Below are 24,264 nucleotides of genomic sequence, written 5' to 3' on the forward strand. Positions count from 1 at the left end.
GGGGAGGGGCGGGCGGCCACGGCGCCCGTATGATCGGGGCCATGGCAGAGCAGCGTTCCGGTTCCCCGGAAGTCACCGATCAGGGTAGCAGCACCTCCGGACAGCGCCGCACCACCACCGTGCTCGCACTGGTCCTCGCCGTCGTCTTCGCCGCCGCAGTTCTCGGTGGCGCGAAGATCCTCGTGGATCGCAATGTCTACACCCCGGTGTCCATGGGACCTGTCGACGCCCCGGAGGCGGAGTCGGAGACCTGTGCGGCGGTTGTCGCGGCCCTGCCCGACCGTACCGGTGACTACCGTTCCGTGGATCTCACCGACCCCGCCCCCGCCGGAGCGGCAGCGTACCGCAGTTCCGGCGGCGACGAGCTCACGGTCCGCTGCGGAGTCTCCGTGCCCACCCAGTTCACCGAGATCAGTGAACTGGTCTCCCACGGCGGCACCGACTGGCTGCGGATCGACGACGCGACCCGGGGTTCGGACCTGTCCACCTGGTACTCCCTGGGGGGCAGCCCGGTCGTCGCGGTCACCGGGAGCACCGGGCCGGACACCCCGCTGGACAAGGTGATCGACATGGACGGTATCGGCTCCGCGGTATCCTCCCACACGGACGGCCCCGCACCGGTCGCCGGCGATGTCCCCCTGACCGGACTGTCGGCCGGGGACGCCGGAGGAGCCGGGGACGCCGCCTGCGCCGCTTTCGCCGGAGAACTTCCCGAGACTCTCGGCGAGTACGGCAGGATCACCTCGACCACGGTCGACGGCGAAGGCACGACCGCGGGAACTGCACTGGACTCCCTGGCAGGCTCCGGTTCCCTGGCGGTGTGGACCGCGCCGGGCCGGGAGCCTGTGGTCGTGCGCTGCGGGGTCGCACTGCCCGGGTCCTACCGGGCCGGGGCCCAGCTCACGCAGGTTGACGAGGTGCCCTGGTTCGAGGACACGGAGCTGGGCAACGGCTCCACGGCGGGTGTCTGGTACGCGCTGGGGTATGCCGGCACCGTGGCGGTGTCCCTGCCCCTGGACGCCGGGGATGTCGTCCTCCCGGTGCTCAGCGGCGTCATCGCCGGTTCAATGGAGAAGACCGGAAGCTGATCCGGTCCGGACCCGGGAGGTGGTCCCGGTCATTTCCGGGCGAAGGCCCTGGCGATGAGAATGTCGAGCAGTTCCGTGTAGCTGACCCCGGTGGCCTCGAACATCTTCGGGTACATGCTGATGGGGGTGAATCCGGGCATGGTGTTCGGTTCGTTGAGCACCGGCCCGTCGGCGGTGACGAAGAAGTCGACCCGCGCCAGTCCTTCGCAGTCCAGTGCCCGGAACGTCTCCACCGCCCAGCGCCGTACCGCATCCACCTGCCCGTCGGGCAGGGGAGCGGGGATCTCATAGGTGATGATGTCGTCGAGGTACTTCGTGTCGAAGCCGTAGAACCCTTCGGGTCCGTCCTCGGTCCCCTTCAGCAGTGACGGCAGGGAGGCGTGGACGGTGCCGTCCGGGTACTGGAGGACGCCGCACTCCACCTCCACCCCGTGGAGCATGGCCTCGACGAGGATCTTGGAGTCGTGGGAGAACGCCAGGTCCTCCGCCGCCGCCAGGTCCGCCCAGTCACTGACCTTCGAGATCCCCACGGAGGATCCTCCGCGGGCGGGTTTGACGAAGACCGGAAGGCCGAGCTTCTCCTTCTCCGCGTCGGTGAGGTCACGCGGTTCGGTGAGAACCACCTCATCGCCGACGGGCACTCCGGCGGCCCGGGCGATGAGTTTGGTGTACTGCTTGTCCATGCACGCCGCCGAGGCGAGGACGCCGTTGCCCACGTAGGGCACGCCCGCCAATTCGAGCAGTCCCTGGACGGTGCCGTCCTCACCGTTGCGTCCGTGGAGGACGGGGAAGACGACGTCGACCTCTGCGTAGAGGGATCCGTCACCGAAACGGAACTGGCCCCGCCCCTCGGACGTGGTGCCCGGGACGAGGGTGACCCCCCGGGACATTTTCACGGTGGGGAGGTCCCGACCGTGGGCGGACAGGGCGTCGCTGTCCGTCGTCCCTCTGACCCAGTGCCCGTCCTGGGTGATGCCGACGGGGACCACCTCGTAACGGTCGGGGTCGAGTCGGCTCATCACCGCTGCCGCGGACAGGCAGGAGATGCTGTGTTCGGAGTTCCGGCCTCCGTAGAGGACGGCAACGACGGTTCGGGGCGCGGGAGGTGTCGGTTCAGTGATGGTCACCCCGGTCAGTCTACCGGGGTGTCATTCCGCTTTCCTGGTGCGGCCCAGTAGTGAACGTACCGCGCCGGTCACGCTGCCGCCGTGGTGGCAGACGTCGACGACGGCGTCGGTGATGGGCATGTCCACCGAGTTTTCCCGGGCGATCTCGGAGACGGCGATCGATGAGACGACCCCTTCGGCGACCTGTCCGTGGGTCGCCTCCCTGGCCTGGTCGAGGCTCTCTCCGCGGCCGAGCCGTTCCCCGAAACTGCGGTTGCGGGACAGTGGTGAATTGCAGGTGGCCACGAGGTCTCCGAGTCCGGCGAGCCCGGACATGGTCCTCTCGGATCCGCCGAGGGCCACGGCGAGCCTGGTGATCTCCGCCAGTCCCCTGGTGATCAGCGTTGCGTTGGAGTTGTGGCCGAGGCCCATCCCGACCCCCATACCGCAGGCGAGGGCGATGATGTTCTTGCAGGCACCGGCGATCTCGCAGCCGATGACGTCGTCGTTGGTGTACGGCCTGAAGTAGGGTGCGGCCGTGGCTTCCTGGACTGCGACGGCCCGCTCCGCGTCGGTGCAGGCGACGACGGTGGCGGCGGGTTGACTGCCTGCGATCTCGTAGGCGAGGTTGGGTCCCGACAGGACCGCGACACGCGATTCGGGGATGTCGGCGACCTCGGCGATCACCTGGCTCATCCGGCGTCTGCTGTGGTGTTCGATGCCTTTGGTGAGGCTGACGACCGTGGCGTCCTCCCCGATCCTCTCCCGCCAAGCCGCGAGATTGGTCCGCATGGTCTGGGACGGCACCCCGAGGAAGACGATGCCGGCACCGTCGAGGGCCGCGGCGGGGTCGGTCGTGGCGGTGAGCCCCTCGGGCAGGATGATCTCGCGCAGGTAGGTGCTGTTGGTGTGACGGTCGTTGATCTCCGTGGCGATCTCCGCCCTGCGGGCCCACAGGGTCACGTCCCCGCCCGCGTCAGCGCACACTTTCGCCACCGTGGTCCCCCACGATCCTGCCCCCATCACCGCGACCTTCGCCATCCGGCCCACTCTCCTGTCCCTGATCCGGTCACCTGACTCCGGCCACTGTACTTCCGGACCGTTCCTGGCCTGTTGACCGGTCTCCCGCTGTCCGTCCCGGCGGCGGCCGGTACGATGCTTCATTGAACCAGACTGCCATCCCGAAGAAGGAAACTCCTGTGATCAGCCATTCCGGCATCGGTGACCTCTCCACCTCCGTATCTTCACGCACCCTGGGCAGCGGACCGGACACTCTGCCCGTGTCCCGTATCGGTAGCCGTCCGTCAGACGAGTTCGACAACCCCACTTTCGCCGCAGGTGCCGTGCTGTGGCGCAGGACCGCGGAACCTGACCACACCGCCCCGGAGACCGCCGCCGAGGGTGAGATCGAGATCGCGGTGGTCCACCGTCCCCGCTACGACGACTGGTCCCTGCCCAAGGGCAAGGTCGACAAGGGTGAGGGCATCGTGGAGACCGCGGCCCGTGAGCTTCTCGAGGAGACTGGCTGTCCCGCCACCCTCGGGTGGTTGCTGGGGTACGTCCACTATCCGGTGGGGACGTCGACGAAGGTGGTCTGGTACTGGACCGCCGAGGCGAAGGACCGCTCCGCGACCACTCCCCTGGACACCGGGGAGATCGGTGAGCTGCGGTGGGTCTCCCCCTCCGAGGCGGCGGAACTGTGCAGCTACGACGCCGACCGTGAGGTCATTGCGGCCGCCCTGGAGCGGCTCTCGCTCGGGACCGTCCGCCGGGTGCTCTACATCCGTCACGGCAAGGCCGCCGACCGGCGGGGCTGGCAGGGTGAGGACGCCCGTCGTCCGCTGACCCGGAAGGGCCGGCGTCAGGCAGAGGCCCTGGTGCCGGTGGTGCAGGGTTACGGGGTGCAGCAGTGCGCGGCCGCCTCACCGGACCGGTGTGTGGACACCCTGTTCCCGGCGGCCAGGGCCCTGGGCCTGGAGGTCGAGGTCGATCCGGCTCTCGGGGACGCCGCGCTCACCGAGGGGCCGCGGACCGTGATGGACGCTCTGGTCCGGGCCTCCACTGCCCGGGTCAGTGCGGTGTGTGCCCAGGGCGAGGTCATTCCCGCGGTGGTGGAGGGACTGTCCCGTGAGGCCGGTGCGGAGATCGAGGATCTCAAGGCCAAGAAGAGCAGCGTGTGGGTGCTGCACTTCTCCGCGGCGGAGAAGCTGGTCGGGGCGGATTACCTGGCGTCTCCGCTGCCGGTGAGGTGAGCGTCGACCGGGCGGATGACCGGTTTGAAGGCCGGCCGGCGTGACTCGTAGTCGGCGATGGCGTCGGCGTCCTGCAGTGTGATGGCGATGTCGTCGAGTCCGTTGAGGAGTCTCCAGCGGGTGTCGTCGTCGACGTCGAAGGGGAACACGTACTCACCGAGGGTCGCCGTCCGGCTCTCAAGGTCGACGGTCATTTCTGCGCCGGGGTTCTGTTCGAGGAGTTTCCAGATCAGTTCTATCTGTTCCTCGGGCATGACTCCGGCCAGCAGCCCGTTCTTGGCCGTGTTGCCGCGGAAGATGTCTCCGAAGCGTGGGGAGAACACCACCCGGAACCCGTAGTCGAGCAGTGCCCAGACCGCGTGCTCGCGTGAGGATCCTGTTCCGAAGTCCGGGCCTGCGACGAGCACGGAGGAGTGGATGTAGGGCTCCTGGTTGAGGATGAACTCCGGGTCGCGTCGCCAGGATTTGAACAGGCCGGACTCGAACCCGGTCTTCGTCACCAGTTTGAGGTACTCGGCCGGGACGATCTGGTCGGTGTCGACGTTGGACCGCTTCAGCGGCAGTGCGGTGCCGGTGTGGACGGTGAATGGTTCCATGTCGTTTCCCTGTCTCTTCCCTGTCTCTCGCTGTTGCGGGTCTGTGCTACCGCCCGGACGGCCGCCCGGACGGCCGCTCTGTCTGCTGCTCTGCCTGTCCCGCCGGCGGGTCAAGGTCGGCCGGACCGGCCAGGTGACCGAGTACCGCCGTGGCGGCGGCGACCGGAGGGGAGACCAGGTGGGTGCGTCCGCCTTTACCCTGGCGTCCCTCGAAGTTACGGTTGGACGTGGACGCCGACCGTTCCCCGGGGGCCAGCTGGTCAGGGTTCATACCCAGACACATCGAACAGCCGGCCGTCCTCCACTCGGCGCCCGCGTCGAGGAAGACCCTGTCCAGTCCCTCCTCCTCCGCCTGGAGCTTGACCCTGGCGGAGGAGGGGACGACGAGCATGCGGACGCCCCTGTCCACCCTGCGGCCACGGATAACTTCCGCGGCGGCCCTCAGGTCCTCGATCCTGCTGTTCGTGCAGGAGCCGAGGAAGACTGTGTCGACGGTGATGTCACGCATCGGCGTGCCTTCCTCCAGACCCATGTACTCCAGGGCGGATTCCGCGGCGGTGCGCTGCGTCTCGTCGGTGATGTCCTCGAGGTAGGGGACGTGCCCGGACAGTGGGACGCCCTGGGAGGGGTTCGTCCCCCAGGTGACGAAGGGGGCGAGGGAGGAGCCGTCGATCTCGACGACGGTGTCGTACACCGCACCCTCGTCGGTGGCCAGTGAACGCCAGTACTCCACGGCGTCATCCCAGTCCTTTCCGGTGGGGGCGAACCTCCGTCCCTTCAGGTAGTTGAAGGTCGTCTCGTCCGGGGCGATCATCCCGGCCCTGGCACCGGCCTCGATGCTCATGTTGCAGACGGTGAGCCGGCCTTCCATGGACAGCTTCCTGATCGCTTCGCCGCGGTATTCGATGATGTGTCCCTGGGCGCCGCCGGTTCCGATCTTCGCGATGACGGCGAGGATGAGGTCCTTGGCGGTGACGCCGGGCCGCAGCTCACCGGAGACCTCGACAGCCATCGTCCGGAACGGCCGGAGGCGCAGGGTCTGGGTCGCCAGGACGTGTTCGACCTCGCTGGTTCCGATGCCCATGCCGATGGAGCCGAATGCTCCGTGGGTGGAGGTGTGGGAGTCGCCGCAGACGATGGTCATGCCCGGTTGACTGGCCCCGAGCTGGGGGCCGACGGTGTGGACGATGCCCTGGTCGGCGTCCCCCATGGGGTGTAGTTCTACACCGAATTCCCGGCAGTTGTCCCGCAGTGTCTCGACCTGCAGGCGGGAGACCTTGTCCCGGATCTCCAGGAGGTTGCCGGTGTGCACGCCGAGCGTGGGCACGTTGTGGTCCTCGGTGCCCAGGGTCAGGTCGGGCCGCCGGACGGGGCGTCCTGACTTCCGGAGTCCGTCGAACGCCTGGGGGCTGGTGACTTCGTGGATCAGGTGGAGGTCGATGTAGAGGAGGTCCGGTTCACCGTTCTCCCCCTTGACCACGACGTGGTCGTCCCAGACCTTCTGGGCCAGGGTGCGGGGTCCTGTGGTCCGGTCGGTCCTGTTCCGGTCCTGCTGAGTCACAGCGGTCACGGTCTCTCTCCTCATGTACGCCTCACTGTCGACGCTACTTCCACGGTATTACGGTGTCTCCTGCCAGTCTCGCCGGTTCCGTCGCCGGTGCCGCCGGTTCCGGTGCGGGCGCGCATTGGCCACGACTCCCGGGCAGTCACTCCGGGGGCCGGTCCTGGCAGTTCCACTGGATGGAATGTAGGATACCAGATTATGGGAAATACCTCCGACACCCCGGTACCCGTCACCAGCGGCATCCAGGTGCTCGACCGCGCTCTGCTCATCCTGGGTATTGTCGCACGCCGACCACACAGCCTGTCCGAACTCTGCGAGACCACCGGCCTGCCCCGCGCCACCGCCCACCGTATCGCCGTGGCCCTGGAGAAGCACCGTATGGTCACCCGTCTCGACGACGGCCAGTGGACCGCCGGGCCGGCGCTGGCAGAGCTCGCGCCGAAGTCGTCGGCGCGGCTCGACGAGGCCGCCGAGTACGTTCTTCCGGCCCTGGTCCGCAGGACGGGCGAGTCCTGCCAGCTCTACAAGCTCTCCGGCACCGAGCGCATCTGCGTCGCCACTGCCGAACCGCCGCTGGGCCTGAGGGACACCGTCCCTGTCGGTGCCAGGATGACTCTCGCCGCAGGATCGGCGGCGAAGGTTCTCGTGGCCTACTCCCCGAAGAGTTTCCAGGACGAGATCCTGCAGAGCGCCTCGTACACGGCCGCCGATCTCGAACAGATCAGGATCTCCCGCATCGCCGAATCCTTGGGCGAACGCGAACCCGTGCTGGCCAGCGCCTCAGTTCCGGTCCGGGACGCCACGGGCGTCATCGCCGCTCTGTCGATCTCCGGGCCGATCGACCGGATGGGGCCCTCCCCCGCCGCCAGGCACCGCGAGGCCCTGCATGAGGCGGCCGAGGACCTGGAGGAGCACCTGCGTTAGCAGGCTGTGGGCGTCACCGGGGGGGTGTCACCGCAGGGCGCCGCAGGGGCGCCGCAGGGCGAATGTCACCGGGTGAGGTCGGCGGCCAGCTCATCGAAGGCCGCGACGTAGGCGTCCACCGCCTCGTCGGTGTGGGTGACCGACAGGGTCCACTCCTCCTCCCTGCCGGGGGTCATGAAGATGCCCCGGTTGAGGTTGTAGAGCCAGGCCAGGTCCGCGAGGTCTCCACGCTGGCTGGCCTTGTAGGTCTCGTAGTCCACGACCTTCTGCTCAGAGAAGGTCACACAGCCTTTTGAACCGATGCCGAGCGCGTATCCCGGCAGCCCGTGGCGGTCGATGACCTCCTGGCATCCGGTGACGATCCGGTCGTTGAGGTGCGCCAGGTGTGCGTAGGCGGCGGGCGTGAGGACCTGCTCCAGGGACGCCCGTGCGGCGGCCATGGTCAGCGGGTTCCCCGAGTAGGTCCCGACCTGGTAGACACTGCCGTTTCCGACGACGGACATGACTTCCTCACTGCCGCCGATCGCTCCGGACGGCAGTCCACCGCCGAGGGCCTTGGCCAGCGTCACAAGATCGGGGGTGACGCCGAACTTCTCGGTGGCGCCGCCGGCCGCGATACACAGCCCTGTCTTGACCTCGTCGAAGATCAGCACGATGCCGTGCCTGCGGGTGATGTCCCTGACAGCTTCGAGGTACCCGGGTTCGGGCAGGACAACGCCGAGGTTCATCATCGCCGCCTCCATGATGACGCAGGCGGGTTTGTCGCCTTCCCGGATGAGTCTCTCGATGCGCCGTTCCATCGCCGGGGCGTCGTTGAAGGGGACGGGGACGGTCATCCGGACGGTGGCGTCCGGGATGCCGGCACCGTAGGGCAGGGAGGCGAGATTCTCGTGGTCGCCGATCTGGTCGTACTCCACTCCGATGGAGACCATCACCGTGTCGTGGTGTCCGTGGTAGGAGCCGAATATCTTCACGACCGTGTCGCGTCCGGTGTAGGCCCGGGCGATACGGATCGCGTCCATGGTGGCTTCGGACCCGGAGTTGGTGAAGCGCCACTTGGGCAGTCCCCACCGGGCGGCGAGTTCGTCGGCGACGACGATGTCGTCTTCTGTGGCGCACCCGAAGTGGGTTCCCCGGGGGTACCGGTCGGCGATCGCCTGACCGATGGCCGGATGGGCGTGGCCCTGGATCATTGATCCGAATCCGTTGTGGAAGTCCCACATTTCGTTGCCGTCGACGTCCCACACCTTCGGCCCGTTTCCGCGGTCGATGTAGATCGGCCACGGGTCACGCAGCTGGTAGGAGGAGGCGACGCCGCCGCTGAGGTGCTTTCCCGCACGCTCGAACATCGCTTTCGAGCCGAGGGTGCGGGCGTTGAGTTTCTCTGACTCGATCGCGGTGAGTTCTGCGATGCGGTCACTACTGATGGCAGAGGCCATGACTGTCTCCAGACATCCGGTCGGCCTGGCACCGGGATCCGTGAGAATGTGCGGCGCCGACCGGCCTGGCGTCTGACAGCCGCTGTGTGGTCGGCGCGCAGTGCCGCCGGACCCTCTGACGACGGTACCGGCGGTACCCGGGGCCGGTCCAGAGACACCCCTGCATCTCACCCCTGAGGTCGGTCACCGTCCCCCGGATCACCGACGACGAGGTGGGCGAATCTGCGGCCGTCTTCTCCCACGGTGGTGACGGTGCGGGCCCGGCGTCCGTCGCCTCCGGGTTCGCGGTTGCAGGACGGGTCTTCCGTCAGGGTGGCGCGGTGATCCCCGTGCGGACGCCGGACCGTGTCACGATGCACGCCTTTTCGCCCCCGTACTGTGCGGCTCACCCGGGCGCGGACGACAGAAGCCCCGCACCGGGAATCGGTGCAGGACTTCTTTTTCTGGTACCCCGTACGGGATTTGAACCCGTGTTACCGGCGTGAGAGGCCAGCGTCCTGGGCCGCTAGACGAACGGGGCAGGACTTGCACCACTTCGGGCATGACGCCGTGGTGTGCAACGGGGAGAACTATATAGGAGGCCCCGTCCGATCGCATAATCACCACGTCATCCCTACCCGACCGGGAAGTATACGCGTATACTTCCCGGCTGTGACCATCACCGGAGACCTCCGTCCTGCCCTACCCCGGCTCCTCACCGCCACCGCCCTCGCAGTCACCTCCGACCTTGCCGGGCTGGCAGCCCTGCTCGCCCTCTGCAGGGTCGTGGGAGCAACCGCCTCCGGCGACAGCGTCACCGGCCCCCTCAGCGCCACCCTGGTTCTCTGGACACTCACGGCCCTGCTCGGCCCGCTCGCGGACCTGCTCTCCCACCGTGCGGAGGCACAGTTCGAGGCCTCCCTGCGCCGGCACCTGGCACGGCACATTCTTCTGCTGCCCTGGTCCGTCAGGAACAGGTACCCCGCCGAGGTGCTGCGACGCCGCGTCACCGACGATGTCCACGCCCTCCACCACCTCGTCGCCCACGCCCCGGCCGACGTCGCGACATTCCTCGTCGTCCCGGTGGCCGGCGTCACCGTGCTGGTGGCGTCCTCCGGTCCGGCTCCCCTCGTGGCCCTCGTTCCTGCCGCTGTCGCGGCCGTGTTCCATCTGGTCCTCCTGCCCCGGATCTCTGCCGCGCTCAACGACCGCAGGGTCACCGCGGTCACCGGTGTCGTCACGGCCGCTGAGGACTACGCCCGCGGTGCTCTGGTCCAGAGGCTCTACGGGGCCGGCGCGGGGGCCGCCCGCCGTTACCGGGAACAGGTCTCCGAATTCTCCACCGCGATGGTCGCCTGGGTGAACCGGTCGGCGCCCGCCGCAGCCGTCGCCGAGGGCCTGCTCAGGGCCGCCACCACGCTCGCCCTCGCCTATGCGGTCGCCCATGACCGACCGGCAGAGGACCTGGCGCGCGTCATGCTGCTCAGTCTCGCTGTCACTGCTCCCGCCCTGAAACTGGGTCACGGGGTGGACCACATCCGGGCAGGTGCCGGAGCATTCCGGCGCTTGTCGGCGCTGCTGGGCGAACCCGCACTTCCCCGCGGCACCCTGTCCACCCCGCCCGGCCCGCCCGTCCTGTCCACCCCGGACGCCGCCGACGGTCACGGGGTGGACCTCCGGGTCGGGAACGTGACCGTCCGTGCAGGGGGGAGAAAGGTCCTCGACGGTCTTTCCGCCGATTTCCCGCCGGGGTCGTTCACCGTGGTCACCGGGCCCAGCGGTGCGGGGAAGTCGACACTGCTGCACACTCTCGCCGGCCTGGAGGTGCCCGAGTCAGGCTCGGTCACCCTGGACGGGGTGCCCGTCACCCGGTTCGACGCAGACACCAGACCCCGCACCGTCCTGTGCACGGGGCAGGACGCCCAGGTCGTCGACGGCACTGTCCGCGACAACCTCCTGCTCACACGGGCGCATCCGTCACCTGACGGCGCGGAACTCAACCGCGCACTGGAGCTGGCCGGAGCGCCGGAGCTTGACCTTGACCGGCAGGCCACCACCCTCTCCGGCGGGGAGCGCCAGCGTGTCGCCGTCGCCCGGGTGTTCCTGTCGGACGCCCCGGTGATCCTCCTCGACGAACCCACCAGCGCACTGGATCCGGAGCGCGCACGCCGTCTGGTCGCCTCCCTGCGCGCCCTGCCCCGCACGGTCGTCATGGTCACCCACGACCACTCCCTGACCGAACCGACCGACCACAGACTGGAACTGAAGTGAACACTGCACGCCGACTGCCGGACGCCACCGTCACCGCCACCGCCGTCATCTGTGCCCTCGTGGCCGCCGTGGAGGCTGTCGCGTACCTGGTCCTCGCCCGGGCCGTGGTCCGTGGCGGTCCCCCGGCCCCTGTCCTCCTCGCCGCCGGCGTGTCCCTGCTGGTGACGGTCCTCGGAGCTCATGCGGGCTTTCTCGGGGCGGCACGCTACGCGGGCCGTCTCTACGCGGCGCTCGGCGAAGGACTGGTCCGTGCGCGCCTGGGGTGGTTCACGACCTCCTCCCGCGCCCTTGTCACCACCGCCGCCGGCCGCTCCGTGCCCGCGCTCATGGCCCTGCCCGCCCACCACCTGCAGGTCATGGTGCCGGCGGTGGTGGTTCCGCCGGTACTCGTCGGCGGACTCCTGGTGCTGGTCTCCCCCGGCGCGGCAGGGCTTGTGGCACTGTCTCTTCTGCTGTCACTGGGCCTGCACCTGTGGTCCCAGTACAGGCTCCTGCGGGCGGACGCCGGCAGGGCCGATGCCGGGTCCGCCGCGGACGAGGCCACCCCCGTCTCTCATACACCTCTAGATGTGTCTAAGCGACAGGGACAACGCCGAGGCTCATCATCGCCGCCTCCATGATGACGCCGGCGGGGCGTGCCGCGTCCCCGGGTGGAGCTCGCGCGGCGCCGTCCCGTCCCACGGGCGCGTGTCATGGCGGCGGGGCCGGGCACCCGAGCGGTTTTTCCCGGGGGAAGGGCCCTTTCGGGGATAAGCCGAGGAAGTTTTCCGCGCCCGTGGTGGGCCCCTCGACAGGCCCCGTCGCCGGGTCCAGTCCCTGTCTCTTATACCCAACTGATTGTGTATAAGAAGCGGGAGGACGCCCTGGCCACGACGACCCGTGCAACGGTGCCCGCCGGTGTGACCGCCGCGGTCGCCAACCGGCTGCCGGTTGTCGGCGTCCTCGTCTGGTCGGTCGTCACCACTCCGACGGCGCCGGTGCTGCTCGCCGCTGTTGTCCTCGCGCTCAGGGCTGGCGCCCCACTGTCTCAGCTGGCGTTGTCCGGCCTCACTCTCGGGGAACTGTCGGCTGCCCGTCGGACACTGGAAGAGGTCGTCGGGGCGCCACGGCTGGAGTCACCGGGCACGGTTCCAGCTCCGGTACCGGCCCCGGAACCCGACCGGGACACCGCCGGGGTCCGTCACGGGCTGGTCCTGACCGGGGTGACGTCACGGGGTTCGGATCCGGTCACCGCTGTCGTGGAACCCGGGTCGGTGGTCCGAGTGACCGGCCCCTCGGGTGCAGGCAAGAGCACCCTGCTCGGACTGCTCATGCGCTTCGAGGATCCGGAGACCGGGTCGGTCACACTCGACGGGACCCCGCTGCCCGCGATCGCCCTGCCGGAGTTGATGCGACGGTTCGCTTTCGTCCCGCAGGAACCGACCCTGTTCTCCGGGTCGCTGGCGGACAACGTCACCATGGGCGCGAAGGCCTGCCCCGGTTCTGGACCCGGTTCTGATCCCGGTGACGCCCTCGCCACGGCCCTGTCGGTGGCGGCGCTGGACGACCTGGTGTCCGGCCGTCCCGACGGTGTCCTGACGGACACCGGTTCGCGAGGTTCCGCACTGTCCGGCGGTCAGCAGCAGCGGGTCGCGCTGGCCCGGGCGGTACACCGCATCCTGACCACCGACGCCGACTACCTTGTCCTCGACGAGCCGACCGCCGCGCTCGACGGGGACACGGCGTCCCGCGTCATCGACGGTCTGCTGGAACTGCGCCGCAGTCTCGCTGGGGCGTCCGGCAGGAGGCTCGGCGTCATCGTGGTCAGTCACCGTCCGGAGGAGGACTGGCACGAGGACGCCCGGATCACCCTGGGCCGGGTCAGTGGCCCACCTTCTCCAGGGCGGGGCGCAGCTGCTCGATGAGCCACGGAACAGAGACCACGTTGGGGTCCTGGAGGGCGGTGGCCGTCTCCTTGTCCAGGGCAGTGTAGCGGTCTTCCATGACGGTCAGGCGCTTCACCGTCGCGGAGTCCTCGAAGGATCTGCGGTCGTCGTCACTCTGGAAGGTCATGAACAGGAGGTCCGCCGAGTCGACCAGGTCGATGTTCTCCATCGACAGGTCCACGGTCCCGGGGGTCCTGCCTTTCGCGTCGATGCCGGCGACCTCGGGGGCCGCGACGAGGCCCAGGGTGGACATGAACCTGGCGGTGGCGTTGTCACTGTCGGTCACTGCGGCGATGCTGGTGCCCCGGTACTGCCCGTAGACGTAGCTTCTGTCCTTCAGTCCCGGCAGTGCCGCGGTCAGTTCCTCGACCGCCCGGTGCGCCCGGTCGACGAGTTGGCCGGCCTTCTCCGGTTCGCCGAGCGCCTCACCGATCCGGAGCGCGCTGTCTTCCGGGGACGCCGCATAGAGCTGCCTGTCATAGGTGACGACGGGGGCGACCGCGGAGAGTTTGTCGTATGTGGCCTGGTCGATGGTGAAGGCACTGGTGGCCAGGATGATGTCCGGTTTCTGACCGGCAACGGCCTCCACATCGATGCTCATGGGGTTGAACCAGACCGGTTCCGTGTCCGGGTGCAGGTAGGGCAGCATGCGGTCTTGGGCTGTGCCGTCCTGACCGTCGCCTCCGTTGGCGCCGGATCCGCCGCCGCCGATGCTCGAGTAGGTCTGGGGCGCCATGACCACGTCAGCTCCGAGTTCGGTGGCGACCGCCTGGTCGGACCATCCCAGGGCGACGACGCGCTGCGGCCGGGACTCGACGGTGGTGGTGCCGAAGGGGCTGGTGAAGGTCACGGGGAACGAGGCACTGTCGGCACCGGAGGAGCCGGACGTGCCTGCGGTGGTGCCGGAGGTGTCGTCTGAACAGGCCACGAGGGCGGCTGTCGTCGTGACGGCGAGCAACAGCGGGATGAATCTGGTTTTCACGGAGGAAAGGTCCTTTCGGGGATCAGCCGCGGAGGATTTCCGCGACCGTGGTGAGCACCTCGACAGGTCCCGTCGCCCGGTCCAGTTCCCCCCACCGTGTCGCGAGCTGTGCCGGCACGGCATCCGTGGCTTCTGCGGGGTCCGCGTCCGCCTCCGCGTTCTTCCTGGCTGTGATGGTCGCCAGTCCGAGGACCGTGGCGAACACCGTGCGGTAGAACACGAAGGCCTCGGCTTCACCGCGTCCTGCCCGGCCGGCTGCATCGAGGAACCGCCGGGCGAAGGCGAAGCCCCGGGGGCTGGCAAGGCGGGCGGTGGCGATGAGCCGGATCATCCAGGGGCGTTCCACCAGGAAGTCGTGGAGGTAGAGGGCCGTCTGCACGGTGTCCGCCACGGGGTCCTCCAGTGGTTCGGGCAGGTCGAGCTCCCGGGACTTCTCCTCGACGATGTCGGCGAGCAGGGCGTCCTTTCCGGGGTAGTGCCGGTACAGGGCCATCGGTGTGACGGAGAGGCTGGACGCCAGTTTCCGCATCGACACGTCTCCGTCGGCGTCGACCATCGGCAGGGCGTGGCGGAGGATCAGTGGTCTGGTCAGTCTGGGCAAGGGGGTTCTCCTGATGAGGTGCACACGGAAGTATACGCGTACACATGATGGGCTGTACAGAGCTCGGACACGGTTTCCACCGTATCGTCGTGCGCCGACGGCGCACCGGGAACCCGCCTCAGCGGGAGAGGATCCTCGCCTGCTCCTCGGCCTGAGCCAGCAGCTCCTCGTTGGTGAGGTAGCGCCGGTCGAAAGACTTCCAGTCCTGGACCTGCATGCGCCACTGACCGGTCTCCGGGTCACACCGGGGATGGGCGAACCTGACCCAGCGGATCTTCGACTCCTCGACCCCCGTATGAGGGTTGATCCGCGTGTAGTGCACCACCGAACAGTTGTGGATCGTCATCGACGGGTCCTTGTCGTACCGCAGGAACTGCTCGTCACTCCACCGCTCCAGCACCAGCCTGGTCGACCACATGAAATCCCCGTGGGAGACGACCAGCACATTCTGCTCACTGCTCTCCCGGTGCAGGGTACTCAGCAGATTGCGCACCCGGTTCTCCGCGACATCGGCGATCGACTCCCCCGCCGGAGGCGCCCAGTACAGCGGGTCCTTCCTCTTCAGGAGGGCATTGTGGGAGTACTGCTCCTCGAAGACGGCACGTGGAAGCGGTGAGATCTCACCCCATGAACGCTCCCGGACGACACGGTTCTCTTCCCACCTGGCGCCCCTGATCCCCAGGGACGCCGCAGTTTCCCTCGTCCGGACGAACGGAGAGGTGATGCACCGGTCGAAGGAGTCGATGTTCTCCCGGATCCACCTGCCGGCGGTGCGCGCCTGCGCCACCCCGTCCTCGGTCAACCGCCAGGAACGGTCGGCGACGAGCATGGTCTCTTCCGTGAACAGGCGTTGGTCGCCTGCCTTGTCCCGTTTCTGGATGACATTGGCCTCACTCTGTCCGTGACGGACGAGGACAAGGTTCCTGGGCATGGTCATGCCACAACATTAGTCCCGCCGCCCGACCCGTCACCGGGTACGTCGCCGGACTCCCCGCAGGACGCCTCCTCCTGCTGACCCCCGACCCCCGGACGACAGGATCCCGCCGGGTGCGAGGGCGCCCGACGGGATCCTGATCTGGTACTCCGTACGGGATTTGAACCCGTGTTACCGGCGTGAGAGGCCAGCGTCCTGGGCCGCTAGACGAACGGAGCATGAAACACTCCGGAGAGCATTTCCGCTGGCCTACCAGGACTCGAACCTAGAACGACGGTACCAGAAACCGCTGTGTTGCCAATTACACCATAGGCCAAAACTTCCGCATCCCCGACAGCAGATGCGTGGTACTCCGTACGGGATTTGAACCCGTGTTACCGGCGTGAGAGGCCAGCGTCCTGGGCCGCTAGACGAACGGAGCATGAAACACTCCGGAGAGCATTTCCGCTGGCCTACCAGGACTCGAACCTAGAACGACGGTACCAGAAACCGCTGTGTTGCCAATTACACCATAGGCCAATCATCACCACGGCAGGTGTGAGTCCGGAACCGGTTCCCCTGCCGCGCAACGGGGACAACTATAGGCGCGCGGCAGGATCGGGTGCAAACCTGCAGGTCGGCAGTGTCTACTGCTCGGCCACGTGCTCTGCCACGTCTACTGCTCTGCCACGGTGTACGGGGTGACCTTCCGGGCCGCCCGCAGACGCGCCAGGGTGGAGTCCCTGCCCAGCAGTTCCATCGACTCGAACAGCGGGGGCGAGACCTGTGCCCCGGTGACCGCCACCCGCAGGGCACCGTAGGCCTTGCGCGGCTTCAGCCCCATCGAGTCGATGAGACGGCCGCTGATCTTCTCCTCGACTGTCGCGGTGACGAACTGGTCGTCATCCAGTGCCTCAAGCTCCTCGACGGTCGCGTCAAGCACCTCCACGGCGTCCTCCCTGAGGTTCTTCTTCGCCGCCTTCGGGTCCAGTTCCAGCTCCTCGTCCGGGGTGACGAGGAAGCGCAGCAGAGCGTCGGCGTCACCGAGCACCTTGATGCGGGTCTGCACGAGTTCGGCGGCGAACGCGAACTTCCCGGCCGGGTAGTCGGACGGGAAGTCCTTGTACTCCTCCAGGTAGGAGCGCAGCCGTGCCGCGAAGTCGGCGGGCTCCAGCAGGCGGATGTGGTCGGCGTTGATGGCCTCGAGCTTCTTCTGGTCGAACCGGGCGGGGTTCGGCTTGACGTCCGCGACATCGAAGTTCGCCACCAGTTCCTCGCGGGAGAAGATGTCCCTGTCCGCCGACAGTGACCAGCCCAGCAGGGACAGGTAGTTGATCATGCCCTCGGGGATGATCCCGGCGTCCCGGTGGTTGAACAGGTTGGACTGCGGATCACGCTTGGACAGTTTCCTGTTGCCCTCACCCATGACGAAGGGCAGATGACCGAACTCGGGGGTGAACCCGGCCACACCGATCCTCTCCAGCGCCTCGTAGAGAGCCAGCTGGCGGGGGGTGGAGGGCAGCAGATCCTCTCCGCGCAGCACGTGGGTGATCCGCATGAGCGCATCATCCACCGGGTTGACCAGGGTGTACAGCGGAGCCCCGTTGGACCGTGCGACGACGAAGTCCGGGACATTCTCCGGTTCGACACTGACCTCCCCACGGACCAGGTCGTTCCAGGTCCAGGTCTTCCGGGGCATCCGCAGACGCCACACAGGCCTGCGTCCCTCGGCCTCGAATGCGGCGATCTGTGCGTCGGTGAGGTCACGGTCGTAGTTGTCGTAGCCGAGCTTCGGGTCGCGCCCGGCGGCGCGGTGCCTCTCCTCGACCTCTTCCGCGGTGGAGTAGGCGGGGTAGACCTCACCGGCGTCCTTCAGCTTCTGCAGGACCTCGGCGTAGATGTCCATGCGCTGGGACTGACGGTACGGGGCGTCGGGGCCGCCTACCGGGTCCACTCCCTCGTCCCAGTCGAGGCCGAGCCAGTTCAGGGAGTCGACGATCGCCTGGTAGGACTCCTCGGAGTCACGGGCGGCGTCGGTGTCTTCGATACGGAAGACCAGCCTGCCGCCGGTGTGACGGGCGTAGGCCCAGTTGAACAGTGCGGTGCGCACCATGCCGACATGCGGGGTCCCGGTCGGTGACGGGCAGAAACGGACGCGAATGTCACTCATGGTCCCCTATTTCACCACACCCACTCTCCGGCGATGTCGCCTGTGTAGCCCGCCGCCCTCAGCGCCGACACCCAACGGCCCAGCGGAAGGACGCCACTGCCCGGTGATCCACGGCCCGGATCATCGGCCAGCTGCACGTGGACGGGCACAGTGCCGGACTCCGCGAGGTCCCGCAGCCAGGCGTCCGCCAGCTCGGGGACATGCCAGAAGTCCATGAGCAGACCGGTGCCGGAGACCGCGCGGATGACACGGTCGGCGTCCTCCGGGGTCTGCACCGGATAGTCCGCGGGTCCCGGCCCCGGACTGCGGCTCGGTTCGATGAGCACGGTCCCCGGAATGCGGGAGGCGACAGAGTCCGCCACGGCGGCGACCCTGTCGAGCTGAGCTGCGGTGGTACGCCGGCCACCCCGGCCGACCAGGAGGTTGAACCGGTCCGCGCCGGTGGCCTCCGCCACCCTTGCGTGGATGTCCAGGTGCCGTTGCGTCAGGGCATGCCGGTGGAGGACGCCCCGGTCGCCGACGGAGGTGTCCCCGCCCCAGAAGTTGAGTGCGACCAGGGTGAGCCGACGTCGGGACAGTTCGGCGAGCAGGTCATCGACCCGGTCGTCCGGGGGTTCCGGGGTCGTCCACGGCCACCACAGTTCGATGCGGTCCAGGCCGAGGGCACCTGCCCTGTCCAGGTCCGGGTCGCCGGCCGGACGCCCCACCGAACAGTTGACGGCGGTGCAGAGACGGGCGGGGGAGGTCTCAGGCGCGGGCGGCTGGGTCATGCGCGGATTATAGGCGCCGGGGGCGGACAGGGACGGGTGCGGACAGGACAGGGACGGGGTGCGGACGGGCACTGCCGTAGAATCCGGTCGCATGAGCACCGACACCACCCTGGTCCCGCGACCGGACAGCGGCGTCCCCCGCGTAGATCGGAAGAGCACACGTCTGAACTCCAGTCACCAGATCATCTCGTATGCCGTCTTCTGCTTGAAAAATGCTGGTGGACGGTGGCCGCCCTCGGCCGGTCACCGTCCACTCTCGAGGCGACCGTAGCCGCCTGTGCGGCGGCGACGCACGGTGACAGTCACGGCCGCCTTCACAGCGCAGTCGTGTGCGACGTGGGCGACGAGGAGTCGGTGACCCGGGCGTTCTCCGAGGTCACGGACCGCTACGGACGGCTGGACCTGCTGGTCAACAATGCGGGTGTCCCCGGTCCGACCGGACGGATCGACGAGGTGGACCCCTCCGGGTTCACCACCACAATGCGCACCAACGCTACCGGGACTTTCCTGTGCACCCGGGCCGCGTTCGCGTGGATGGCGTCGCACGGCGGCGGCAGGATCATCAACAACGGTTCGGTCGCCGCCCGAGTCCCCAGGGCACATGCCGCCGCGTACGCCGCGTCGAAGGCGGCGGTGGCGTCCCTGACGGTATCCACCGCCCTGGACGGCCGTGACTGCGGGGTCACCGCCACCGAACTGGACATCGGGAACGCCCGGACGGGGTTGCTGTCGTCTTTCACCGGTGCCGAACCTGTCTTCGACGCCGCAGAGGCCGCCCGTCTCCTCGTCACGGTCGCTGACCTGCCCGCCGGCGTCAGTGTCGACAACGTCACTGTCACAGCGGCGGGCATGCCCTTCCTCGGGCGTGGATGAGCGTTCCCTCCCACAGAGGTCGACGGGTGATTTCTGTCACCCTGTAACCACTGGGTACGGTTGACAGCGTGACCAACCTCGACCGTCCTGTGACAGCACCGGATTTCCTGCTGTCGCGTCATTCCGGGAGTCTGCGCTCCAGCGGGTCCCGGTCGACATGGCCGGACCCGTTCGAGGCCGCGACGATGCTGCGTGACGGCGACGCGGAGATCCTCGTGGGGGCTGTCCCCTTCGACACCGGCAACCGTGCCGCCCTGACTGTCCCGGAGCGGTACTCCACCTCGGACTGCCCGTTGGAGCCTCCCGCCCACTACCGCGGTCAGACGGCGGCCCGGCGCGCCGAGGTTGTCTCGGTCTCACCCCTGACCACCCTGGAGGAGCACCAGTCCACCGTCGCTGCGGCGATAGGCACCATCCACGCGTCCACCCTGGAGAAGGTCGTACTGGCCCGCGCCGTGGACGTGCAGTTCGCCGACGAGGTCGACCCCCTGCTCATCGCCGCGCGCATGATCGACCTGTCCGCGGAGCGTGACGGTTTCGCCGTCGACCTCGGGGCCACCGGACGCCACGACGACCGGGGGTCGATGCTGGTCGGTTCGTCTCCAGAACTCCTGGTCCGCCGGCGGGGCACGGTCGTCGAGGCCCTGCCCCTGGCAGGATCGGCGCCCAGGTTGCGGGACAGAAACGCCGACGCCGGGGCGGGACGCCAGCTGCAGGAGTCCACCAAGAACCTTGCCGAGCACCGGTGGGTCACCGACCACTACCGCCGGGTGCTGTCGACGGTGTGCACCGAGCTCGACATCCCGGACACCCCCGGGCTGATACGGACCAACGAGATGTGGCACCTGGGTACGCGGATCCGTGGGCGGGTGCCGTCGGACGGCCCCTCGGCCCTGGACCTGGCGCTGATGCTGCATCCGACCCCGGCGGTGGGGGGCTGCCCCACAGAGGCGGCGCTGGGGATCATCGACGAGGTAGAGGAACCGCGGGACTTCTACGGGGGGTTTGTCGGATGGTGCCGGGCCGACGGCGACGGTGAGTACATGGTCTCGATCCGGTGCGCCGAGGTCGCCGGTGCCGGGGCGAGGGCCTGGGCGGGGGGCGGGATCGTGGCGTCCTCCTCGGCAGCCGAGGAGACCGCGGAGACGACCGCGAAGCTCCAGACCGCGTTGCGGGCGCTCAACGTCCCGGCGTCGATGCGGTCGGTCTAGTACCGCTCGACGGGGTTGACCAGGTGCCCCAGTCCGGGGATCTCGATGTCGATCGAGTCACCGGGGACCATCTCGGCGGTTCCTGCCGGGGAACCGGTGCAGATGACGTCTCCGGGCAGGAGGGTGAAGGCGGCGGACACCCATTCGATGATCTCCGGGATGGACTTGATCATCTGGTCGGAGTTGGAGTCCTGGCGGGTTTCGGTGGTGCCGTCGTGGGTGAGGTGCGCCTTGATCGGCAGGTTGTCGAGTTCGGCGAAGTCCAGGTCGGTCTCGATCCACGGACCCAGCGGGCAGAAGGTGTCCAGGCCTTTGGCACGGGCCCACTGGCCGTCGGCGAACTGCAGGTCGCGGGAGGAGACGTCGTTGACGATGGTGAAGCCGAGGACGACGGACTTCCAGTCGTCACGGGCGACGTCCTTGCAGGGCCGGCCGATGACGATGGCGAGTTCTCCCTCGAATTCCACGCGGGTGGCCCACTCCGGGATGCGGATCGGCGCGCCCGGGCCGATGACCGCTGTCGGCGGCTTGATGAAGATCGTCGGGGGAAGGTGCTCGGCGGACTTCTTGAAGACCTCTTTGACGTGGTCGGCGTAGTTACGCCCCACGGCGACGACCTTCGAGGGGAGGATGGGGGCCAGCAGACGGACGTCCTCGACGGGCCAGGTGCGGCCGGTGAACTCCGGCTCGCCGAAGGGGTGGCCGGCGATCTCGCGGCAGGTCGCTCCTGAACCGTCCGGCTGGCCCCCTTCCAGGACTGCGAAGGCCATGCCTTCAGGGTGGGCAATACGGGAGATACGCATGTAATGACACACTACATAGGTGCCCCTGAGCAGGTGTCACCGCCCGGCGCGGTTCGGGACGCAACGGGCGCAAATGCCCACATGATGGGACACCATGTGTGAAATATCACACCTGTGTCGAGCGCAGGGTGGTGAACTTCCGGGCCCCCTCACCTCCCGCGGTGAGTGCGAGGAAGAGCTCGGCGGCCGCCAGCGCGTCAGCGGAGGCACTGTGGCTGCGGTAGGCCGGCAGACCGTATCGCTGCCGGACCCGGGCCAGACGGAGGTCCTCCCCCCGCGGATACGTGCCCATACGTTCCATGTGCCTCCGCTCCAGCTCGAGAGTGTCCACCACGGGCACATCCAGGCGCACTCCCAGCTCCCGCCTGCACGCCTCCCCGAGAAACCCGGTCTCCACCACGGCGAAGTGCGCCAGCAGGGCCCGCCCCTGCAGGGCGGCGAGAAACTCCCCCAGCGCCTCCGCCGCCGGGACCCCGGCGGCCAGGACGTCGTCGGTCAGGCCGTGCAGTGTCACCGACTCCCCCGCACCGGACGTGTCATGCAGCACCACCTCCCGTGCACCCGACAGGTCGATCACCCTCCCGTCGACCGGCACCCACCCGATCGACAGCAGCCGGTCCCTGCCCGGTCGCAGTCCGGTCGTCTCGACGTCCACGGCGAGCAGGGGCAGCCTGTCCAGTGGAGTGTCCGGGGCGGGCGGGTGCTCCGGGACCCGGACGCCGCGGCCGGCGGACAGGGGTCGCGCCAGTCCCCTGCCCAGCACCCGCAGTCTGTCCGCCAGTGCCATCAGGTGCTCCTGACCGGGTACGCCGTCGCCAGGGACGACTGGATGGACTTGATGATGCCGAAGGCGTCCCGCAGGTTCTCCCGCTCGATGCGTCCCAGGGAGTCGGGACTGACGGCGTAGTCGGCGGGCTCTCCGAGCCGCAGCTGCCTGGCCTGGTGCCGCAGCGCCAGACCCGTGAGCACCCCGAAGGCATCGGTGAGGTCACGCGCGCCCTGCTGCGACAAGACCCCCGCCGCGGCCGCGGCGGACAGACGCTGCCCGGTCCCCACCGCCGTCACCCCGGCGACCAGCGCATACAGCCTGGCGATCTGCACGACAGCGGCGATGCCCCCTTTCTTCAGGTCGAGGGTGTTGGCGTAGTCGCCGCCACGGCGGACCACCAGCCCACGGAACACGCCGAGCGGTGGTTCCCTCCTCACGGCGAGCGCTGCGAGCTGGGCGTGGAGTCTCCCGGAGCCTTTCGCCGACGCGACCGCCGACCTGTGCACGGACTCGACCAGTTCCCGGGAACCGTGGACCACGCGCATGTCGTAGAAGGTCTGCGCGTGGAGCACCGCGTCGGGCTCCGGGGCCGTCGTCCAGGTATGGAAGGTCCGGGCCCAGTCGCCCGCCGTCATCCGCCACGCCGGGTTCGACGCCATCATGTCCCCCGGGCACCTGACCTGGCCTGCTTCCGCCAGTCCGTCGCACACCCGGTCCGACAGCGACCTGAAGTAGTCACCGTGGGCGTCCGGGTCGTAGTCGTCGGAGAGCACCAGGCAGTTGTCCTGGTCCGAGGCGAAGCCGGCGGCACGGCGTCCCTGTGACCCGACGACGGCGAAGCCGTAGGCGACCGGCGGTGGACCGAGTTCCTCCTCCGCCAGCACCAGCAGCCGGCGGGCCAGGGAATCCAGTCCGACGGTGAGCAGGCCGCTGACCTCGTCGGGCGAGGCTCCCCGTTCGATGAAGCCCGCGGCCATCTGTGCGGCGTCCTTCACGATCCGCCGCATCTGCGCGGCGGTGGTGGCCTTGGACAGGTCGGCGGCGAGGTAGATCGGGTCCGATCTCAGGGTGCGCATGACGTCCGAGGCCGCGAGCATGCCGACGGGTGCTCCCCCGGCCTCCGGGTCGGTGACGGGAAGATGGTGGATGTCCAGGTCACTCATCCGCAGCATCGCCTCGAAGACCGTCGTGTGCGGTTCCACCGTGACAGGCCCGGGGGTCATGACCTCACTCACCGGGGTTGCCGCGTCACGACCTTCGGCCAGGACGCGGTTTCTCAGGTCCCGGTCGGTGAGGATGCCGACCAGCCGGTCACCCACCACCACCGGCAGGCAGGAGACGCCGTGGCGTGCCATGGTCTGCGCAGCGACCGCCACCGTGACACCGGAGTCCACGGTGACCAGTGCCCTGCCTCCGTCCCTCGCTCCTGCACCGGTGCCGGCCCCGCTGCCGGTGCCGAGGTCCGCGACGGTACGCCGGAGCATGTCGGCACCGGAGCTGCTTCTCAACCGTTCCGAATCCGCGCGGATACGCACCGAAAGGCCTGAGTAGTAGCGGGCGATGTCCGGATGCCTGCCGACAAGATCGACGAGCGCTTCGCCGGGCAGGACCAGCAGGAGACTGTCCTCGACCGCGACCATCGTGTAGCGGGACGGCCCGTGGTCGTCGACGGCGGTGCCCGGGCCGCTGCCGGCACTACCGGCACTACCGGCACTGTTGCCGCCATGTTCGCCGCGGCCGGGCAGCATCGTCGAATACCCGAAGGAGTCACCTGTGCCGCGTCGGTCGAGCAGCACCCCGCTGTCGTCCATGACGTCCACCGCCCCGGACCTGACGATGTAGAGGTGGTCATTGTCCTCTCCCGAGGTGATGACGGTCTGCCCGCGGCGGACGTAGGTCATCGTCATGGAAGACGGGAGGGAGCGCAGTTCGGCGTCCGGCAGGTGGGTGAACGGTTCCTGACCGGCGAGGAAACGGCGGACTTCGTCGAGTTCCACACTCATGGAGCCCACACTACCGGCGCATGTC

General features: G+C 68.5%; 21 protein-coding genes and 5 tRNA genes. 8 read left to right on the top strand and 18 right to left on the bottom strand.

From position 1 onward, the window contains the following. Positions 1 to 41: 41 nt before the first annotated feature. Positions 42 to 1,088, top strand: a complete 1,047-nt coding sequence (locus BN3906_RS00820) for a DUF3515 domain-containing protein (protein ID WP_261796792.1) — start codon at positions 42 to 44, stop codon at positions 1,086 to 1,088. Positions 1,089 to 1,117: 29 nt separating this feature from the next. Here the strand turns inward: BN3906_RS00820 and BN3906_RS00825 are convergent, their stop codons facing one another. After that, positions 1,118 to 2,215 carry a D-alanine--D-alanine ligase family protein gene (locus BN3906_RS00825; protein ID WP_078057010.1) on the bottom strand — a complete coding sequence of 366 codons (1,098 nt, stop codon included), beginning with the start codon at positions 2,213 to 2,215 and terminating at the stop codon, positions 1,118 to 1,120. Positions 2,216 to 2,236: 21 nt separating this feature from the next. Continuing rightward, positions 2,237 to 3,235 carry an NAD(P)H-dependent glycerol-3-phosphate dehydrogenase gene (locus BN3906_RS00830; protein ID WP_066585699.1) on the bottom strand — a complete coding sequence of 333 codons (999 nt, stop codon included), beginning with the start codon at positions 3,233 to 3,235 and terminating at the stop codon, positions 2,237 to 2,239. Positions 3,236 to 3,393: 158 nt separating this feature from the next. Between BN3906_RS00830 and BN3906_RS00835 the strand changes: the two genes are divergently transcribed. Then, positions 3,394 to 4,446, top strand: a complete 1,053-nt coding sequence (locus BN3906_RS00835) for an NUDIX hydrolase (protein ID WP_066583026.1) — start codon at positions 3,394 to 3,396, stop codon at positions 4,444 to 4,446. Here BN3906_RS00835 and leuD read toward each other — a convergent pair. Together leuD and leuC are read right to left on the bottom strand one after the other, a co-directional pair. Then, complete coding sequence (leuD, locus tag BN3906_RS00840; RefSeq protein ID WP_066583028.1) at positions 4,416 to 5,042, bottom strand: 3-isopropylmalate dehydratase small subunit; 627 nt, start codon at positions 5,040 to 5,042, stop codon at positions 4,416 to 4,418. The genes BN3906_RS00835 and leuD overlap by 31 nt on opposite strands. A gap of 46 nt (positions 5,043 to 5,088) precedes the next feature. Beyond that, complete coding sequence (leuC, locus tag BN3906_RS00845) at positions 5,089 to 6,612, bottom strand: 3-isopropylmalate dehydratase large subunit (protein WP_261796793.1); 1,524 nt, start codon at positions 6,610 to 6,612, stop codon at positions 5,089 to 5,091. Between the two features lie 192 nt (positions 6,613 to 6,804). Between leuC and BN3906_RS00850 the strand changes: the two genes are divergently transcribed. Then, positions 6,805 to 7,530 (top strand): IclR family transcriptional regulator, encoded by a 726-nt coding sequence (locus BN3906_RS00850; protein ID WP_066583029.1) that lies wholly within the window; start codon positions 6,805 to 6,807, stop codon positions 7,528 to 7,530. A 65-nt stretch (positions 7,531 to 7,595) separates the two neighbouring features. On the opposite strand, the gene BN3906_RS00855 is transcribed toward BN3906_RS00850, so the two are convergent. Both BN3906_RS00855 and BN3906_RS00865 read right to left on the bottom strand, forming a co-directional pair. Further along, positions 7,596 to 8,969 carry an aspartate aminotransferase family protein gene (locus BN3906_RS00855; RefSeq protein WP_078057012.1) on the bottom strand — a complete coding sequence of 458 codons (1,374 nt, stop codon included), beginning with the start codon at positions 8,967 to 8,969 and terminating at the stop codon, positions 7,596 to 7,598. Positions 8,970 to 9,413: 444 nt separating this feature from the next. Next, positions 9,414 to 9,489, bottom strand: a tRNA-Glu gene (locus tag BN3906_RS00865). A gap of 131 nt (positions 9,490 to 9,620) precedes the next feature. Between BN3906_RS00865 and BN3906_RS00870 the strand changes: the two genes are divergently transcribed. The 3 genes from BN3906_RS00870 (at position 9,621) to BN3906_RS00880 (ending at position 13,123) form a co-directional block, all read left to right on the top strand. Continuing rightward, positions 9,621 to 11,219, top strand: a complete 1,599-nt coding sequence (locus BN3906_RS00870; protein ID WP_187119872.1) for an ATP-binding cassette domain-containing protein — start codon at positions 9,621 to 9,623, stop codon at positions 11,217 to 11,219. Beyond that, entirely contained in the window at positions 11,216 to 11,839 is a 624-nt protein-coding gene (locus BN3906_RS00875) for a hypothetical protein (protein ID WP_066583031.1), read from the top strand. The genes BN3906_RS00870 and BN3906_RS00875 overlap by 4 nt, the downstream gene beginning before the upstream one ends. A gap of 219 nt (positions 11,840 to 12,058) precedes the next feature. Further along, the gene (locus BN3906_RS00880) at positions 12,059 to 13,123 is read left to right on the top strand and encodes an ATP-binding cassette domain-containing protein (RefSeq protein WP_066583033.1); all 1,065 of its coding nucleotides are present in this window, start codon (positions 12,059 to 12,061) and stop codon (positions 13,121 to 13,123) included. Here the strand turns inward: BN3906_RS00880 and BN3906_RS00885 are convergent. The 9 genes from BN3906_RS00885 to BN3906_RS00925 form a co-directional block, all read right to left on the bottom strand. Beyond that, positions 13,080 to 14,126 (bottom strand): ABC transporter substrate-binding protein, encoded by a 1,047-nt coding sequence (locus BN3906_RS00885; RefSeq protein ID WP_066583034.1) that lies wholly within the window; start codon positions 14,124 to 14,126, stop codon positions 13,080 to 13,082. The genes BN3906_RS00880 and BN3906_RS00885 overlap by 44 nt on opposite strands. Before the next feature lie 22 nt (positions 14,127 to 14,148). Next, positions 14,149 to 14,727 (bottom strand): TetR/AcrR family transcriptional regulator, encoded by a 579-nt coding sequence (locus BN3906_RS00890; RefSeq protein WP_147592683.1) that lies wholly within the window; start codon positions 14,725 to 14,727, stop codon positions 14,149 to 14,151. A gap of 118 nt (positions 14,728 to 14,845) precedes the next feature. Beyond that, positions 14,846 to 15,664, bottom strand: a complete 819-nt coding sequence (locus tag BN3906_RS00895; RefSeq protein WP_066583035.1) for a histidine phosphatase family protein — start codon at positions 15,662 to 15,664, stop codon at positions 14,846 to 14,848. Between the two features lie 139 nt (positions 15,665 to 15,803). Continuing rightward, positions 15,804 to 15,879: transfer RNA gene (locus BN3906_RS00900), tRNA-Glu, on the bottom strand. 26 nt (positions 15,880 to 15,905) lie between these two features. Beyond that, positions 15,906 to 15,977, bottom strand: a tRNA-Gln gene (locus BN3906_RS00905). A gap of 29 nt (positions 15,978 to 16,006) precedes the next feature. Then, positions 16,007 to 16,082, bottom strand: a tRNA-Glu gene (locus tag BN3906_RS00910). A 26-nt stretch (positions 16,083 to 16,108) separates the two neighbouring features. Beyond that, positions 16,109 to 16,180: transfer RNA gene (locus tag BN3906_RS00915), tRNA-Gln, on the bottom strand. Positions 16,181 to 16,316: 136 nt separating this feature from the next. Beyond that, positions 16,317 to 17,810 carry a glutamate--tRNA ligase gene (gene gltX, locus BN3906_RS00920; protein WP_066583036.1) on the bottom strand — a complete coding sequence of 498 codons (1,494 nt, stop codon included), beginning with the start codon at positions 17,808 to 17,810 and terminating at the stop codon, positions 16,317 to 16,319. 11 nt (positions 17,811 to 17,821) lie between these two features. Continuing rightward, complete coding sequence (locus BN3906_RS00925; protein WP_066585713.1) at positions 17,822 to 18,580, bottom strand: TIM barrel protein; 759 nt, start codon at positions 18,578 to 18,580, stop codon at positions 17,822 to 17,824. A gap of 225 nt (positions 18,581 to 18,805) precedes the next feature. Between BN3906_RS00925 and BN3906_RS00930 the strand changes: the two genes are divergently transcribed. Together BN3906_RS00930 and BN3906_RS00935 are read left to right on the top strand one after the other, a co-directional pair. Beyond that, complete coding sequence (locus BN3906_RS00930; RefSeq protein ID WP_261796794.1) at positions 18,806 to 19,453, top strand: SDR family oxidoreductase; 648 nt, start codon at positions 18,806 to 18,808, stop codon at positions 19,451 to 19,453. Between the two features lie 68 nt (positions 19,454 to 19,521). Further along, positions 19,522 to 20,664: an isochorismate synthase gene (locus BN3906_RS00935; RefSeq protein ID WP_066583037.1), complete on the top strand. Its 1,143-nt coding sequence runs from the start codon at positions 19,522 to 19,524 to the stop codon at positions 20,662 to 20,664. Here BN3906_RS00935 and BN3906_RS00940 read toward each other — a convergent pair. The 3 genes from BN3906_RS00940 to BN3906_RS00950 all read right to left on the bottom strand — a co-directional run bounded on the left by BN3906_RS00940 (position 20,661) and on the right by BN3906_RS00950 (position 24,239). Further along, positions 20,661 to 21,467, bottom strand: coding sequence for a fumarylacetoacetate hydrolase family protein (locus tag BN3906_RS00940; protein ID WP_066583038.1), 807 nt, complete (start codon positions 21,465 to 21,467; stop codon positions 20,661 to 20,663). The genes BN3906_RS00935 and BN3906_RS00940 overlap by 4 nt on opposite strands. Positions 21,468 to 21,573: 106 nt before the next feature. After that, positions 21,574 to 22,254, bottom strand: coding sequence for an exonuclease domain-containing protein (locus BN3906_RS00945; RefSeq protein WP_078057016.1), 681 nt, complete (start codon positions 22,252 to 22,254; stop codon positions 21,574 to 21,576). After that, positions 22,254 to 24,239: a putative nucleotidyltransferase substrate binding domain-containing protein gene (locus tag BN3906_RS00950; protein ID WP_066583039.1), complete on the bottom strand. Its 1,986-nt coding sequence runs from the start codon at positions 24,237 to 24,239 to the stop codon at positions 22,254 to 22,256. Before BN3906_RS00950 ends, BN3906_RS00945 begins: the two co-directional genes overlap by 1 nt. Positions 24,240 to 24,264: the final 25 nt, after the last annotated feature.

This window comes from Corynebacterium provencense (genome assembly GCA_900049755.1).
Classification (GTDB): Bacteria; Actinomycetota; Actinomycetes; order Mycobacteriales; family Mycobacteriaceae; genus Corynebacterium; species Corynebacterium neomassiliense.